The organism is Streptomyces sp. JLYT201 (genome assembly GCF_059448825.1).
Window position 1 is genome coordinate 9,237,380 of the sequence record NZ_CM182551.1, and the last position, 15,948, is coordinate 9,253,327.

General features: G+C 74.7%; 13 protein-coding genes. 9 read left to right on the plus strand and 4 right to left on the minus strand.

Annotated elements, in window-relative coordinates; genetic code table 11:
- The first annotated feature begins 164 nt into the window (after nucleotides 1–164).
- Together AC5WAM_RS38950 and AC5WAM_RS38955 are read left to right on the plus strand one after the other, a co-directional pair.
- Nucleotides 165–1,103: an ATP-binding cassette domain-containing protein gene (locus AC5WAM_RS38950; RefSeq protein ID WP_495520521.1), complete on the plus strand. Its 939-nt coding sequence runs from the start codon at nucleotides 165–167 to the stop codon at nucleotides 1,101–1,103.
- Nucleotides 1,100–1,861: an ABC transporter permease gene (locus AC5WAM_RS38955; protein WP_495520522.1), complete on the plus strand. Its 762-nt coding sequence runs from the start codon at nucleotides 1,100–1,102 to the stop codon at nucleotides 1,859–1,861. Before AC5WAM_RS38950 ends, AC5WAM_RS38955 begins: the two co-directional genes overlap by 4 nt.
- On the opposite strand, the gene AC5WAM_RS38960 is transcribed toward AC5WAM_RS38955, so the two are convergent.
- The 4 genes from AC5WAM_RS38960 to AC5WAM_RS38975 form a co-directional block, all read right to left on the minus strand.
- Nucleotides 1,845–5,060: an AfsR/SARP family transcriptional regulator gene (locus AC5WAM_RS38960; RefSeq protein ID WP_495520523.1), complete on the minus strand. Its 3,216-nt coding sequence runs from the start codon at nucleotides 5,058–5,060 to the stop codon at nucleotides 1,845–1,847. The genes AC5WAM_RS38955 and AC5WAM_RS38960 overlap by 17 nt on opposite strands.
- Nucleotides 5,061–5,122: 62 nt before the next feature.
- The gene (locus AC5WAM_RS38965) at nucleotides 5,123–5,773 is read right to left on the minus strand and encodes a hypothetical protein (protein WP_495520524.1); all 651 of its coding nucleotides are present in this window, start codon (nucleotides 5,771–5,773) and stop codon (nucleotides 5,123–5,125) included.
- 73 nt (nucleotides 5,774–5,846) lie between these two features.
- The gene (locus AC5WAM_RS38970; protein ID WP_495520525.1) at nucleotides 5,847–6,722 is read right to left on the minus strand and encodes a fructosamine kinase family protein; all 876 of its coding nucleotides are present in this window, start codon (nucleotides 6,720–6,722) and stop codon (nucleotides 5,847–5,849) included.
- Nucleotides 6,719–7,576, minus strand: coding sequence for a LysR family transcriptional regulator (locus tag AC5WAM_RS38975; RefSeq protein WP_495520526.1), 858 nt, complete (start codon nucleotides 7,574–7,576; stop codon nucleotides 6,719–6,721). Before AC5WAM_RS38975 ends, AC5WAM_RS38970 begins: the two co-directional genes overlap by 4 nt.
- 69 nt (nucleotides 7,577–7,645) lie before the next feature.
- Between AC5WAM_RS38975 and AC5WAM_RS38980 the strand changes: the two genes are divergently transcribed.
- The 7 genes from AC5WAM_RS38980 to AC5WAM_RS39010 all read left to right on the plus strand — a co-directional run bounded on the left by AC5WAM_RS38980 (nucleotide 7,646) and on the right by AC5WAM_RS39010 (nucleotide 15,879).
- The gene (locus AC5WAM_RS38980) at nucleotides 7,646–8,542 is read left to right on the plus strand and encodes an NAD(P)H-binding protein (protein WP_495520527.1); all 897 of its coding nucleotides are present in this window, start codon (nucleotides 7,646–7,648) and stop codon (nucleotides 8,540–8,542) included.
- Nucleotides 8,543–8,774: 232 nt separating this feature from the next.
- Nucleotides 8,775–10,025 (plus strand): hypothetical protein, encoded by a 1,251-nt coding sequence (locus AC5WAM_RS38985; RefSeq protein ID WP_495520528.1) that lies wholly within the window; start codon nucleotides 8,775–8,777, stop codon nucleotides 10,023–10,025.
- A gap of 201 nt (nucleotides 10,026–10,226) precedes the next feature.
- On the plus strand, nucleotides 10,227–11,048 hold the full coding sequence (locus tag AC5WAM_RS38990; RefSeq protein ID WP_366795060.1) for a 2,3-dihydro-2,3-dihydroxybenzoate dehydrogenase: 822 nt from the start codon (nucleotides 10,227–10,229) through the stop codon (nucleotides 11,046–11,048).
- 123 nt (nucleotides 11,049–11,171) lie between these two features.
- A complete protein-coding gene (dhbC, locus tag AC5WAM_RS38995) occupies nucleotides 11,172–12,434 on the plus strand; it encodes an isochorismate synthase DhbC (RefSeq protein WP_495520529.1) in 1,263 nt (420 codons plus the stop codon).
- Complete coding sequence (locus tag AC5WAM_RS39000; RefSeq protein ID WP_495520530.1) at nucleotides 12,431–14,089, plus strand: (2,3-dihydroxybenzoyl)adenylate synthase; 1,659 nt, start codon at nucleotides 12,431–12,433, stop codon at nucleotides 14,087–14,089. The genes dhbC and AC5WAM_RS39000 overlap by 4 nt, the downstream gene beginning before the upstream one ends.
- A 60-nt stretch (nucleotides 14,090–14,149) precedes the next feature.
- Nucleotides 14,150–14,803: an isochorismatase family protein gene (locus AC5WAM_RS39005; protein ID WP_495520531.1), complete on the plus strand. Its 654-nt coding sequence runs from the start codon at nucleotides 14,150–14,152 to the stop codon at nucleotides 14,801–14,803.
- A gap of 107 nt (nucleotides 14,804–14,910) precedes the next feature.
- Nucleotides 14,911–15,879: a glycoside hydrolase family 19 protein gene (locus tag AC5WAM_RS39010; protein ID WP_366795063.1), complete on the plus strand. Its 969-nt coding sequence runs from the start codon at nucleotides 14,911–14,913 to the stop codon at nucleotides 15,877–15,879.
- Nucleotides 15,880–15,948 lie beyond the last annotated feature (69 nt).

Here is a 15,948-nt window from a genome sequence, read left to right on the forward strand (position 1 = left end):
GACCCGACCCTTCCTGAAGCCGTCCCCCCCCCCGGGCCCCCGCGTGGCAGTCGCCGACTCCGGCCCCGCGTGACAGCTGTCGACTCCTCCCCCTGTCATCCGTGTCAGCCGCCGTGTCAGGGCAGTGACAGGGGCGTGTCAGGACCGGCCGCGACGGTAGGGGCATGAAGAGTTCGGCAATCGCAGTCTCGGGGCTGCGCAAGACATACGGCGACAGGGTCGTGCTCGACGGCATCGACTTCGACGTCGCCGCGGGATCGGTCTTCTCCATGCTCGGCCCGAACGGGGCGGGCAAGACCACGACGGTGAACGTCCTGGCGACGCTGGCCAAGCCCGACGCCGGGACGGTCCGCGTCGCCGGGCACGACGTGGCGACCGCGACCAAGGAGGTGCGCGCGGCCATCGGCGTGACCGGACAGTTCGCCGCCGTCGACGAGCTGCTCACCGGCCGCGAGAACCTGCGGATGATGGCGGACCTGAAGCGCGTGCGCTCCGGCCGCCGGGTGGTCGGGGAGCTGCTCGACCGGTTCGACCTGGCGGAGTCGGCGGACAAGCTGGCCGCGACCTACTCCGGCGGCATGCGCAGGAAGCTGGACCTGGCGATGACCCTGGTCGGCAGCCCGCGGATCATCTTCCTCGACGAGCCGACGACGGGGCTCGACCCGCGCAGCAGGCGCACGATGTGGGGGATCGTCCGCGAGCTGGTGGCCGAGGGCACCACCCTCTTCCTCACCACCCAGTACCTGGAAGAGGCCGACCAGCTCGCCGACCGGATCGTCGTGCTCGACCAGGGCCGCCTGGTCGCCCAGGGCACCCCCGAGGAGCTCAAGCGCCAGGTCCCCGGCACCCACGTCCGCCTCCGCTTCGCCGACCGGTCCGGTCTCGACGCCGCGGCGCGGATCCTGGCCGGGGCCGCGCGGGACGAACAGGAGCTGATCCTGCGGGTGCCGAGCGACGGCGAGTCGAAGTCGCTGCGGGCCCTGCTCGACCGGCTCGACCAGCACGCGATCAACGCCCAGGAGTTCTCCGTGCACACGCCGGACCTCGACGATGTCTTCCTCGCCCTGACCGGGCGCCCGAGCACGGAGGCGACTGCCCTGTGAGTACTCTCGCGACGGCCCTGACCGATTCGACGATCATGCTGCGCCGCAATCTGAAGCACACCCTGCGGAACCCGCTCGTGCTCTTCAACGCGGTGCTGTTCCCCATCGTGATCATGCTGTTGTTCGTCAAGGTGTTCGGCGGCGCGTTCGCGGTCGGCGAGGACTACGTCGACTACGCGACGCCGGGCATGCTCGTGATGGCCGTCAGCTACGGCCTCGGCTCCACCGCGGCCGCCGTGCACGACGACATGGCGAAGGGCATCATCAACCGCTTCAAGGCCATGGACGTCTCCCGCGGCGCCGTCCTCACCGGCCAGGTCGTCGTCACCACCGTGCGCTGCCTGGTGGCCAACGCGGCCATCGTCGGCGTGGCCTTCGCCATGGGGTTCGACCCGGCCGCGAGCGCCCTCGACTGGCTCGGCGTGCTCGGCCTCGTCGTCCTGCTCACCTTCGGGGCGAGCTGGCTCACCGTCGCCCTGGGCCTGGCCGCCAAGAGCGCGGAGTCGGCGGGCCTCGCCACCGTGCCGCTGATCATGCTGCCGTTCCTGAGCAGCGCGTTCGTTCCGGCGGACACGATGGGAGCGGGCGTGCGGCAGTTCGCCGAGTACCAGCCCTTCACCCCGATCATCGAGACGCTGCGCGGGCTCCTCGCGGGCGACCCGTCGACCGGCGACGCGCTCGCGGCCGTCGCCTGGTGCCTCGGCCTCGCCCTCGTCGGGTACGCGTGGGCCCTCGCCACCTTCAAGAAGCGAGCGTGACCTCCACCAACCGGGACCAGCCGGTCCCCGCCGCCTCCTGGGCCGCCTCGGCGAACCGCGCGTCGCCGAGGCGGCTCCGCGCCGCCCGCTCGATCCGCACGACGTCCGGGTGGGAGCGGTCCGGCAGGCCCCGCACCTCCGCGCTCGCCGCGAGCAGGCGCGCCGCCTGTGCGTACGCGTCATGACGCAGCGCCAGGTCCGCGACCCCGACGAGCACCTGTGCGATCAGCGGCGCGTGCCCCGACTCGGACGCCGCCGCGCAGGCCGCGGCGCGGTGCGCCCTGGCCTCGTCGAGGTCGTCGGTCAGATAGGCGAGCAGGTCGTGCGTCACCGCGCGGATGCTCGCCTGCTCCGCCTCCCGGCCGAGCACGGCCGTCACGGCGTCCAGGTGCCGCCGGGCCTCCTCGGCACGGCCGTCCCACCGGGCGAGTTCCGCCTTCGCGAGGGCCAGCAGGGCGAGCGCGCCCGGCCAGGTGACGCCCTCCGCGCACCGCTGCGCCTCGGCGAGGGCGGCCGCGCCCGCGGCCTTGTCGCCGAGCAGCCAGTACAGCTGGGCCTGGCGCGACCGCAGCCGGATGACGTCCTCCCCGGCGCCGACCTCGGTGACGACCTCGATCGCCTCCTCGTAGTACGCGCACGCGGTGGTGAACTCGCCGCGCACGGCCATCCGTTCCGCGAGCTCGCTGAGGGCGAAGGAGATCCCGAACCGCTCGCCGAGCGCCCGGAACTCGGTGAGCGCCCGCTCCAGATACGCGTCCGCGTCCTGCCCCTTGTGGCCGAACACGACCCGGAACTTGCCCAGGTGCAGCCGGGCGAGGGCGCGCACCCACGGATCCTCGTCGTCGAGCAGCGCCTCCCACGCGGGCAGGAACGCGTCGGGCGCCCGCAACAGACGCTCCATCGGGGCGACGAGCCCGATCGCCGGGTGGCGGTGCCCACCGGGCGGGGCGCTTCGGCTGAACCGGTACGCCTGGTGGATCCACTCCGCGGCCAGGTGCTCGTCGCCGAGGCCGGAGGTCACGAACATCGAGCCCAGGGCGTACGCCGTGGCGCGGTACGCGTCGGTGACCTCGCCGGGCGTCTCCGTGGCCGCGGTGATCAGCTCCAGGCCCTCGGTCTTGTGCCCGCTGAGCCACCAGTACCAGCCCGCACCCGCCGCGAGCCGCATCGCCGCCTGCGCCTCGCCCGCCGCGAGCGCGCCGCGCATCGCGGCACCGATGTCGTCGTGCTCGGCCCGCAGCACGGCGAGCCACTCCAACTGCTCGGCGCGGCGCAGATGCGGCTCCGCGGTCTCGGCGAGTCCGGTGCAGTAGGCCAGGTGCGCGCGGCGTGCCGACTCCGTCTCACCGGCCTCCGCGAGCCGGAGTGCGGCGTACTCCTTGATGGTGCCGAGCATGCGGTAGCGCGGCGCGCCCTCGCCCCCGGCGCGCAGCAGCGACTTCTCGGTCAGCGAGGTGAGCAGCTCCAGGACCTGCTCCGGCGCGACGGGACCGCCACCGTCGGCGGCACCGGCATCGGCGGCGGTGTCGGGGTGGTCCGCGCAGACCCGTTCGGCCGCCTCCAGACTCGCCCCGCCCGCGAACACCGACAGTCTGCGCAGGACCGTCCGCTCGGCCTCGGTGAGCAGCTCCCAGCTCCAGTCGACCACCGCGCGCAGCGTCTTGTGCCGCGGAAGCGCGGTGCGGCTGCCGCTGGTCAGCAGGCGGAACCGGTCGTCGAGCCGGTGCGCGAGCTGCTCGACGGACAGGGTGCGAAGACGGGCCGCGGCCAGTTCGATCGCCAGCGGCATCCCGTCGAGGGCCCGGCACACCCGCACCATGGTCGCCAGCGTGGCGGCGTCGGCGGCGAGGTCCCGGCGCACGGCTCCGGCCCGGTCCCGCAGCAACTGGACGGCGGGCGAGGACGCGATCGCGCCCGGGTCCGCGTCCGGCTCGGGCAGGGCCAGCGGTTCGACCGGCCACAGCGCCTCCCCGGTGATGCCGAGCGGCTCCCGGCTCGTCGCGAGGATCCGCAGCCGTCGGCACTCGCCGAGCAGCCGGTGGGCGAACACCGCCGCGGACTCGATCAGATGCTCGCAGTTGTCCAGGATCAGCAGGGCGTCCCGCTCGCGGATCGCGGCGATGAGCCGGTCCGTCGGCTCCGCGTTCGCGGCCTCGCCGAGCAGGGTGTCCCGCAGGTCGAGCGCGGCGAGCGTCGCCTGGGCCACGTCGCCCTCGGGGCCGATGGCGGCGAGCTCCACCAGCCAGGCCCCGTCCGGTACGTCGCCGAGCAGCGTGCGCGCGGTCTCCGCGGCCAGCCGGGTCTTGCCCGCGCCGCCCGGCCCGATCAGCGTGGTCAGCCGGTGCTCGGCGACGAGTTCGCGGACCGCGGCGACGTCGTCGCCCTTCCCGACGAAGGTGGTCAGCTCGGCGCGCAGATTGGTCCTGCGGCCCGCTTCCGCCCGCTCCCGCTTCCGTTCGTCGCGCCCCAGCTCGCCCCGCAACAGCGCGACGTGCAGCGCGGCGAGGTCCGGCGAGGGGTCGACGCCGAGCGCGTCGGCCAGGGCCTCCCGCGCGTGCTGGTACACCTGCAGGGCCTCGCTGTCGCGACCGGCCGCGACCAGGGCGCGCATCAGCGCGGCGACGAGCCGTTCGCGCACCGGGTGCGCGGCGACCAGGTCGGTCAGCTCCGTGACCAGCTCCGCGCCGTGTCCGAGGGCGATCTCCGCGTCGACGCGCTCTTCCGTTGCGGTCAGGCGCAGTGCTTCGAGGCGGACGGCCGCGGCGGCGCACGCCTCGCTGTCCTGGAGGCCGACGTCCTGCAGGGCCGCACCGCGCCACAGGCCGAGGGCCTCGCGCAGCACCCGTACCCGCCGGGAGGCGTCCTCGGTGCGGGCCCGGCCCGCGCCGAGGAGGCGTTCGAACCGCACGGCGTCGACGGCGTCGGGCTCCACGCGCAGCCGATAGCCGTCGGGCTGCCCCTCGACCACCCCGTCCGGCAGCAGCTTGCGCAGCCGGGACACCAGGCGTTGCAGGGCGTTCGTCGCGTCGGCGGGCGGGCGCTCCCCCCAGATCCAGTCGACGAGCGACGCCTTCGGGACCACCTGCCCCGGTGTGAGCGCGAGGGCGATGAGCAGCCCGCGCAACCGCGCGCCCGGCACGTCGGCCGAGACGCCGTCGTCCGTGCGAACCTCCAATGGACCCAGCATCCCGATCTGCACCCGGTGATTTTGCCATGAGCACGGCCGGGTGGTCCCCGCAGAGGGTGCGGGCCGACGGCCGTCTAGCGCTGGTCGGGTCGGGACGCGGCGTCCCCGGGCCGGTCGGCACGGCGTTGGGCGCCGGCTTGGCGCGTGGAGGCGGCGACCTCCTGGTCCACCGCCTCCTGCTCGCGCGCGTCACGGGCGTCCGCGCGGCGCAGTCTCGCCTCGCTGCGGTCCAGCCGCGCCTTGCTGGAGGCGATCAGTTCCTGGGCCCGCGCGATGTGTTCGTAGGACCGCTGCCGCTCGCCGGGCACCGCGTGGCGCAGGGCGCGACCGTGCTGGTCCGCTCTCGCTTCGCGGGCGTCGAGGCCGCGTTCGCGCGCGTCCGCTTTCGTTTCGCGCGTGTCCGCGGCGGCTTCCCGTACGTCCGCTGCGGCCTCGCGCGCGTTGGCAATGAGGTCGCGTTCGTTCGCGACGTGGTCGCGCGCATCGGCGGCTTCCTCGCGGGTGTTCGCGGTTTCCTCGCGGGTGTTCGCGACTTCCTCGCGCACGTCGGCGTCGTGTTCACGTGCCTCCGCACTGGCGTCGCGTGCGTCGGCCGCGGACTGTCTCGCGTCAGCGGCGCGTTCCCGTTCGCTGACGGCCTCCTCGCGCTGGCGCAGGAGTAGTTCTCGCTGCTCGGACCCGCTTTCGGTTCGGCGCGGCGGATCGGCTGACGCCCCAGTGCCCACGCCGTCAGTATGGCGCGCCGGAGTCGGGGGAGGAAGCGGAAGCCGCATCCCGTACGGCCGCCGCACGGGCGGTTCAGCGCGCCAGGACCGCCCGGGCCGAGGCCAGGGCCTGCTCCGCGTACCCGCGGCCGAAGAGCACGGCGTGGACGAGCAGCGGGAAGAGCTGGTGCAGGCCGACGCGGTCCCGCCAGCCGTCGGCGAGCGGCGCCGCCCGCTGGTAGCCGTCGAGGACGCGCTCCAGGCACGGGCAGCCGAAGAGGTCCAGCATCGCGAGGTCGGTCTCGCGGTGTCCGCCGTGGGCGGCCGGGTCGATCAGCCGGACGTGTCCGTCGGCGCCCCACAGGACGTTGCCGTTCCACAGGTCCCCGTGCAGCCGGGCGGGCGGTTCGGCGGGCCCGGCCAGCTCCGGAAGGCGCGCGCAGACGCGCTCGACCACGGCGGCTTCGGCGGGCCGCACCGTGCCGTCGTCGACGGCACGGCGCAGATAGGGCAGCACCCGGTGCGCGGCGTACCAGCTCGGCCAGTCGTCGCCGGGAACGTTGCGCATGGGGGCGCGCCCGATGTACGCGTCCTCGGGCCCGCCGGGCGGCGGTGCGCCGAAAGCGGGCGCCCCGGTGGCGTGCAGGGCGGCCAGGTCCCGGCCGAACCGCGCCGCCGCGTCGGCGCTCGCCGGGCCGGTCGGTACGCGGTCGATCACCAGCCACCCTCCCTCGCGCCCGTGCACGGCGGGCACGCGGACCGTCCCGGTGGCGGCGAGCCAGCGCAGGCCCGCCGCCTCGGCCCGCAGCGCGCCGGGCGCGTCGTCGTGCTTGACCACGACCACCCGCCCGCCGTCGAGGACGACTTCGGTGAGCGCGCCCGACAGCGGCCGCTCGGCGGTCGCGGCCAGTCCGGTGAGCCGGGCCGCCACGGCACCGGGGCCGTGGCCGGAGGCGGGACGGGTGCTCATGGGGCTCCAGGGTGCTCGCGCGCGGGCCGGGGAGCGTGTGCCGCCGCACGCTGCCGCAGCACCGTGGCGGCGACCTCCACGAAGTCGGCCACCGGCCCCTCGCAGCCGCCCTCCGGCACGGCGAGGCACGTCTCGACCGGCGGGGCGTCCGTCACGGGCACGTGGACGAGGTCGGGCCGGGGGTAGGACCGCGCGACGCTCAGCGGCACGAGCGCCACTCCGTGCCCGGCGGCGATGAGCTCGAACTTCTCCTCGACCGACGACGTCCGCCGCCGCTGAGCGTCGAGGACCGGCTCGCCTTCGAGGTCCGCCGAGACCACCTCCGCGCGCCGGGCGAGGCGATGCGTGACGGGCACGCAGGCGACCCGGGGCTCGCGTCCGACGGGCACGACGCGCAGCCCCGCAGTGTCGAACGGCCTGCGCAGATAGCCGACGTGGGCCCGGCCGTCCCGCAGCGGGGCGTCGCCCTCCCACCAGCGCGACGGGACGAGGCCGACCTCCAGGTCCGCGTGGCGCGCGGTGAACGCGACGATCGCCTCGGACACGTGCAGTCCGGGCGAGAAGGCGATGACCAGGCGCTGGACGCCCCGGTCGGCGTCCCGCACCCGCCGCAGCGCCGCCTCGACGGACGCGGTGAGCCCGCGCGCCTCCTCGTGGAGCTGCCGGCCCGCGGCGGTCAGCTCCACGCTGCGCGTCGTACGGACGAAGAGCGCGCAGCCCAACTCCTTCTCGAAGGCGCGGATCTGGCGGCTGAGGACGGGCTGGGCGATGTGGAGCCGCTCGGCGGCCCGGCCGAAGTGCCGGTGGTCCGCCACGGCGACGAAGTAGCGGAGCTTGCGCAAGTCAAGATCCATGCCCTGAGCGTATCAATCGTCAACAGAAGGTATTGGACCGCGCGTTCGGGGGCGCCCGAGACTCGACGCATGATCGTCATCACCGCCCCGACGGGAAACATCGGCAACCAGGTCCTGCGCACCCTCCTCGACGGGGATCCCGCGCACGACGAGGAACTCCGCGTCGTCGTACGGGACCCCACCAGGCTCTCCGCCCCGCTGCGCGCCCGCGTCGACGTCGTGCCCGGCTCGCACCGCGACCCGGAGGTCGTCGACCGGGCCTTCGCCGGTGCGGACGCGGTGCTGTGGATCGTCCCGCCGGACCCCGGGGCGCCGACCCTGGAGTCCGCGTACAGCGGGTTCACCCGTGCCGCCGCGCGGGCGTTCACGGCCCACGGCGTGCGGCACGTGGTCGGCGTCTCGGCGCTCGGCGGCGGCACGCCCCCGGCCGGGCGCGCCGGGCTGGTCACGGCGTCGCTGGCCATGGACGACCTCATCGCGAGCACGGGCGTGGCCTACCGGGCGCTCGCCTGCCCGTCGTTCATGGAGAACCTGCTGGGCGAGGTGGGCTCCCTGCGCGACGAGGGGGTGTTCACCGACACCTGCGCCGCCGACCGCAAGGCCCCCTCGGCCAGCACGCGGGACATCGCGGCGGCTGCCGTCCGCCTGCTGCTCGACCGGTCCTGGTCGGGCACCGGCGAGGTGCCGGTCCTCGGCCCGGAGGACCTCTCGCCGAACGACATGGCCCGCGTGATGTCCGAGACCCTCGGCCGACCGGTCCGCTATGAACGCCGGTCGTACGAGGCTCTCGCCGCCGAACTCACCGGCCACGGCCTCGGCGACGCGTTCGTCCAGGGCCTGATCGAGATGAAGCGCGCCAAGGAGGAGGGCCTCGACGACGGGGTGCCCCGGACCCCGGCGACCGCGAGCCCGACGACCTTCCGCACGTGGTGCGAGCTGGTGCTGCGCCCGGCGATGGCCGGCTGAGGCCCGCCCGGCGGCCGGACCCGCGCGCCCCGCCGCGTGCGGGACCCCTCCCGAACCCCGCGCAGGACACTGCCACGGCGTACCCGGACGAGGAACGGAGCCCGACGGCGGACGCTCGCCGGAGGGGGGGGCAGGCGTCCGCCGCACGGCTCCGTCGCCCGCGTGCGCCGACCGACGACGTCGAGATGGGGCGGGCGGAGCGATGGTGGTTTCCCGGTTACGGACCGACGCGGTGACGAAGGGCAGCCTCGGCCCGGCCGTCATCGCCGAACTCAAGGCGCAGCTGTGGCCGGTCGACTGCCAGAGCTGCGGCCGGCCGCTGGGGCGGTGGACGGCGGCCGCCCTTGAAGTGGAGGCGCAGGACGCGGTCGCCGCCGCCGCGCTGCACCATCCGCGCTGCCGCCGCCCCGCCTGGCGGGACCGCCCGCTCGGCACGTCCGCCGAGCGGCCGCTCCCGTCCTGGCGGGCGGGCTGCACCCTGCTGCCCCCGGGCGGAGTGCCGACCTTCCTGGTGAACCCGTCGTACGAGCGCGCGCTGCTGCGCCGGGCGGGGGACGGCGGCTGGCGCGTGGCCACGCTGGACCCCTTCGTGTCGCTGGGCCTCGTCCTGGACTTCCCGTCGCGGAGGCCGCCCGCGGTCCCGGCCCTGTCCGCCGTGCTCGACGGGGACCGGATCTCCGTCGACGTGCGGCACGACGGCGGGGTCGCCCACGCCTGGCACGACGTCCCGGTCGGCGCCGACGTCGCCGCCGCGGCGCGGGAGTCGGGGGAGGTCCTGGTCGCCGTGACGACGCTGCTCGACGTGAGCCGGCCGTTCCCGCTCGACGCGCTCCTGACGCTGCTCGGCGGGCGCAGGGTGGCGCTCGGCCCGGCGCGGGTGTCCTGCCTCCGCTCCTCCCGGCCCGCCCGGGCGCTCACGGCCGAGGACTTCTCCCCGGACGTGCGCCGCAGTTCCTTCGCCCTCGCCTACGGTCTGATCAGCCTGTCCCGGCCGCCCCAGGAGGCCGTCGTGGCGGCCGCGCTGGCCCTGTGCGAGGGCGACGAGAGACCGGTGCGCGGGCTGCGCGGCCAGGCCAAGCTGACCGCGCTGTTCCTGGTGAGCCATCTGTACGCGCTCGGTTCACGGGACGCCGGGCCCGCGGTCCACCGGGGCGCGGGTGTCCACGTCATCGTGCCGGACGCCCACCGCGCCAAGGAGTACGTCGACTTCTTCGCCCCGCTCCTGGAGCGGACGAGGGCGATGACGGTCGCTCGCCTCGGCGCCGAGCCGCTGTCGCCGGAGGGCGGCGAGGCGTATCTGGCGGACATCGTCATCGGCACGGCCGAGGAGTTCGCCGCCGCCTGCGCCGCCTACCGCGACGCGGGCCCGGACTTCGCCCCGCAGGCGGCCCGCGGCCATCTGGCCCTGCTCGTCGAGGGAGGCGGCGTCGCCCCGGGACCCGGGGCGTTCACACGCCACTACCCCAGGCTGGCCAGTGTGTGAGCGGAGGCGTCGCGGTGGCCGTCCGTGAACTGCCCCCGGACCAAGGGCTCTTCAGTGGGGGCCGGGGAGAGCACCCACGCATCGAGCCCGCCGTGAGTGAGGTTAGCCTTACCAAAGAAGTTCCCCGAATGTGCGGGCCTTGGGTGATCATTGCGACTGCATTAGGTTAGGCTTACCTAACCGATACGGGGGGAGTCGCCCATGCCTGACCACATACCCGGCGCCCGCGCCGCGCTCGCCGACAGGACCGCCCTGGTCACCGGGGCGGGACAGGGCATCGGCGCGGCGGTCGCCGAGGCGCTGGCCGCCGAGGGCGCCCAGGTGGTGGCCACCGACCGCGACGCCGACGGCGTCAAGGAACTCGCCGCCGACTGGGCCGCCGACCCGGCCCGGTGGGGTGAGGGCGCGGGCACCATCACCGCCCAGGTCATGGACGTCACTGACGCCGCTTCCGTCGAAGCCGTGGTCGCCGACACCGAGCGCGCGCACGGACCGCTCGACATCCTCGTGAACGTGGCCGGAATCCTCCGCCCCGGACCCGCCGCCGAACTCACCGACGCCGACTGGGCGGACACCTTCGCCGTGAACACCAGCGGCGTCCTCCACACCGCACGCGCCGTCACGCCCCGCATGGCCGCGCGCGGCCGGGGCAGCGTCGTCACCGTCGGCTCCAACGCCGCCGGAGTGCCCCGCACCGGCATGGCCGCCTACGCCGCGTCCAAGGCCGCGGCCGCCATGTACACCAAATGCCTCGGCCTGGAGCTCGCCCGCAGCGGCGTGCGGTGCAACGTCGTCGCCCCCGGCTCCACCGACACCGCCATGCAACGCGCCCTGTGGACCGACGAGAGCGCCCCCCGGCGGGTCATCGACGGCGACCCCGCCACCTACCGCACCGGCATCCCGCTCGGCCGCATCGCCGAGCCCCGGGACATCGCGGACGCCGTGGTCTTCCTCGTCTCCGACCGGGCGCGCCACATCACCATGCAGGAGCTCTACGTCGACGGCGGCGCCACCCTCCGCTGACGCGCCACCGCCCGCAACGCCCCTTTGCCACACCCTTTTGCTCTTCTGCCGCACCCGCACCCGCACGCCCATCGCGTCCGTACGCCCGCACGCCCACGGACCGTGAGAGAAACGGAGACCCTCGTGTCGACGGCACCCGATGTCGCCCCGCACGCCCCGGCCCCGGCCGCCCCCACCGCGACGGCGGACCAGGCCCGCCGGGCGGTGGAGGCCGACCCGGACCACCCCGCCGTGGGCGCCGCCACCGCGCTCCTCGCCGACTACGCGCCGGGCGCCCGCTTCCTCGGCACCCCCACCCGGACCCTGCTCGGACAGGGCGTCCACAGCGAAGTGCCGCACGACGGAAGACCGTTGGCCGCGCGCGTCGCGCACACCCTGGCCGCCGCCCGGGAGGCGGGCGTCGACGCCCCGGTCGTCATCGGCGCCGTGCCCTTCGACCAGGACGCCCCGGCGGCGCTCGCCGTGCCCGCCGCCCTGCGCAGCGCGTCGCCGCTGGCCGCCGACCCGCTCGTCGCCCTGCCCGCCCAGGCCCCGGCCGCCGCCGACTGGCGCATCCGGCAGGTGCCCGCGCCCGAGCACTACGGCAAGGCCGTCGCCGCCGCCGTCGACCGCATGTGGCGGGGCGAGTTCAGCAAGGTGGTGCTCGCCCGCACCCTCGAACTCGACGCCCTCGACAGCGCGGAGCCGGTCGACGTCGCCGCGATGCTCCAGCGCCTGGCCCGCCGCGACCCCAGTGGCTACACCTTCGCCCTGCCCACCGGGCCCGAGCGCACCCTCATCGGCGCCAGCCCCGAACTCCTGGTGTCCCGGCGCGGCCGCCGGGTCGTCGCCAACCCGCTCGCCGGCTCCGTGCCGCGCAGCGACGACCTGGCGGAGGACGTGCGCCGCGCGGCGGCCCTGCTGCGGTCCGCGAAGGACCTGCACGAACACGCCGTCGTCGTCGACGCCGTCCACCAGGCGCTCGCCCCCCACTGCGCGGACCTGACGGTCCCGGCCGCGCCCACCCTGATCCGCACCGCCGCCATGTGGCACCTGTCGACGACCGTCACCGCCACCCTCGCGAGGCCGGAGACCTCCGCGCTCGAACTCGCCTGCGCCCTGCATCCCACCCCGGCCGTGTGCGGCACGCCGACCGCCACCGCCCGCGAGGTCATCCGCGAGAGCGAGCCCTTCGACCGCGGCTTCTTCACCGGCATGGTCGGCTGGGGCGACGCCTCGGGCGACGGTGAATGGGTCGTCACCATCCGCTGCGCGGAGGCCGAGCGGAACTCGCTGCGCCTGTATGCGGGCGCGGGCGTCGTCGCCGCGTCCGAGCCGGCGGCCGAGACCGCGGAGACCGCCGCGAAGTTCCGTACGTTCCTCGCCGCCGTGGGAGCCGAGCTGTGAGCACCGACACGCCCCTGACCGCCCGGTCCCTCGCGCCCACCTGGCCCGAGGAGTTCGCCGCCCGCTACCGCGCGGCGGGCTGGTGGCGCGGCGAGACCTTCGGGAGCATGCTGCGCGAGCGCGCCGCTGCCCACCCGGACCGGATCGCGATCGTCGACCCCGCCACCGACCGCCGCTGGACGTACGGCGAGCTCGACGCGCGCGCCGACCGGCTCGCCGCCGGAATGCTCGCCCGCGGCATCGCGCCCGGCGACCGCGTCGTCGTCCAGCTCCCCAACATCGCCGAGTTCTTCGAGGTCGTCTTCGCCCTCTTCCGGATCGGCGCGCTTCCGGTGTTCGCGCTGCCCGCGCACCGCGAGACGGAGATCGCCTACTTCTGCCGCTTCACCGAGGCCGCCGCCTACGTCATCGCCGCCGAGAACGAGGGCTACGACTACCGCGCGCTCGCCGCCACCGTCCGCGCCGAGGTGCCGACGCTGCGACACGTGTGGGTAGCCCAGGGCGAGCCGGGGCCGTTCACGCCCCTGGACGACGTACGCGACGACACCGGCGGCCCCCTGGACATGGCCGGGCCCGCACCGCGGGACCTGGCCTTCCTCCAGCTGTCCGGCGGCAGCACCGGCGTGCCCAAGCTGATCCCGCGCACCCACGACGACTACCTCTACTCCCTGCGCGGCTCCAACGAACTGTGCGGCGTCGACGAGCACAGCGTCTATCTGTGCGTGCTCCCCGCCGCCCACAACTTCCCGCTGTCGTCCCCCGGAACGCTCGGCGCGCTGTACGCCGGAGCCCGCGTCGTCCTCAGCCCGCGCCCCGACCCCGAGACCGCCTTCTCGCTCATCGCGGCCGAAGGCGTCACCCTCACCGGACTCGTGCCGCCGCTCGCCCTGCTGTGGACCCGGGCGGCCGCCACCACCGCCCACGACCTGAGCAGCCTCGACGTCCTCCTCGTGGGCGGCGCCAAGTTCAGCGAGGAGGCCGCCCGGCGCGTCCGCCCGGCCCTCGGCTGCACGCTCCAGCAGGTCTTCGGCATGGCCGAGGGCCTGGTCAACTACACCCGCCTGGACGACCCCGAGGAGGTGATCGTCACCACCCAGGGCCGGCCGATCTCCCCCGACGACGAGATACGCGTCGTCGACGACGAGGACAACGACCTGCCGCCCGGCTCCACCGGACACCTCCTGACCCGCGGCCCGTACACCATCCGCGGCTACTGGAACGCCCCCGAGCACAACGCCCGCTCCTTCACCGCCGACGGCTTCTACCGCACCGGGGACATCGTCCGGCTCACCGACACCGGCCACCTCGTCGTCGAGGGCCGCGCCAAGGACCAGATCAACCGCGGCGGCGAGAAGATCGCGGCCGAGGAGGTCGAGAACCACCTCCTGGCGCACCCCGCCGTCCACGACGCCAACGTCGTCGGCGAACCCGACCCCTACCTCGGCGAGCGCACCTGTGCCTATGTGATCCTGCGGCCCGGAGCGGAACCGCTGAAGCCCGTCGCCGTGAAGCGCTTCGTGCGCGAGCGGGGCCTCGCCGCGTACAAGGTCCCCGACCGCGTCGAGTTCGTGACCGCCTTCCCGCAGACCGGCGTCGGCAAGATCTCCAAGAAGGACCTCAGGGCGGCCGCCGCCGAACGGCCCGCCGCGCCCTGACGGAGCCCCTCGCACCCGACCCACCGACTCGCACCCCACCCGGACGGAACGCACCGCACCATGGCTCTGCCCCGCATCAGCCCCTATCCCATGCCCGCCGCCGCGGACCTGCCCGCCAACCGCGTCGACTGGACGGTCGACCCGGCCCGCGCCGTGCTCCTCGTGCACGACCTGCAGAACTACTTCCTGTCCGCGTACGACACCGAGGCCGCACCGGTCCCCGAACTGCTGCGCAACGTGGCCGCCTTGAAGGAGCGCGCGGCCGCCCTCGGCGTCCCCGTGGTCTACACCGCGCAGCCCGGCGGCCAGACCCCCGTCGAACGCGGCCTCCAGCAGGACTTCTGGGGGCCGGGCCTGCCCGCCGACCCGCAGGCCGCCGCCATCGCCGGGCCCGTCGCCCCGGGCCCCGGCGACCAGGTCCTCACGAAGTGGAAGTACAGCGGGTTCGTCCGTACGTCCCTGGCCGACGACCTCCGCGCCCAGGGCCGCGACCAGTTGGTGATCGTCGGCGTGTACGCCCACATCGGCGTCCTGATGACGGCGTGCGACGCCTGGATGCGCGACATCCAGGCCTTCGTGGTGGCCGACGCGGTGGCCGACTTCTCCGCCGACGACCACGCGATGGCCCTGCGCTGGGCCGCGGGCCGCTGTGCCGTGGTCACCACCACCGACGGGGTCCTGACCGCGAACCAAGGTTTCCCCAAGGGGAGTTAAAAGAATTACCACTGGTCTGCACCTTGACTGGTATAGACCAGGCCGGGTTGACTGCGCCCCAGTCCGTCTCGACCCCCCAGCGTGGCTCGCTGCCGCATCGAGGAGTGATGAGATTGAACGAGCGCAAGCCGAAGACAGGCACCGCCGCGCGGGTCCGCGAACGCGCGCGGCGGCTGCGGCCGTTGCTCGCGGCGTCGGCCGCCACCGGCGTCGCGGCCCTCCTGGCCACCCTGATCCCCACGTCGTCGGCCGCCGCCGCCCCGGCCGCGGCACCCGCCTGCGCCGGCGCGTGGGACTCCGGCGCCGTCTACACCAACGGCTCCACCGTGTCGCACGGGCAGCGCAACTGGCAGGCCAAGTGGTGGACCAAGGGCGAGACCCCCGGTACCACCGGCGAGTGGGGAGTCTGGGTGGACAAGGGGGAGTGCGGCACCGGAGGCGGGAACCCCGACCCGAGCGGCTTCGTCGTGAGCCAGGCCCAGTTCGACCGGATGTTCCCGAACAGGAAGCCCTTCTACACCTACCAGGGCCTGGTCGACGCGCTGAAGGCCTACCCGGAGTTCACCCGGACGGGCAGCGACACCGTGCGCAAGCGGGAGGCCGCGGCCTTCCTCGCCAACGTCAGCCACGAGACCGGCGGGCTCGTCCACGTCGTCGAGCAGAACCAGGCCAACTACCCGCACTACTGCGACAAGACCCAGCCCTACGGCTGCCCCGCGGGCAACGACGCCTACTACGGCCGCGGCCCCATCCAGCTCAGCTGGAACTTCAACTACAAGGCCGCGGGCGACGCGCTCGGCATCGACCTGCTGAACAACCCGTGGCTGGTCGAGCGGGATCCGGCCGTCGCCTGGCAGACCGGCCTGTGGTACTGGAACACCCAGAAGGGCCCGGGCACCGTGACGGGCCACCAGGCCATCGTCGACGGCCACGGCTTCGGCGAGTCGATCCGCAGCATCAACGGCACCCTGGAGTGCAACGGCGGCAACCCCGCCCAGGTGCAGAGCCGGATCAACCGCTACAAGGAGTTCGTCCAGATCCTCGGCACCACCCCCGGCGACAACCTGAGCTGCTGACGCCCGCCCGAGCCGCCGGGCCCCGCCACGAGGGGCGCGGCGGCTCGGACGCGCGCCGGCACCTTTCCG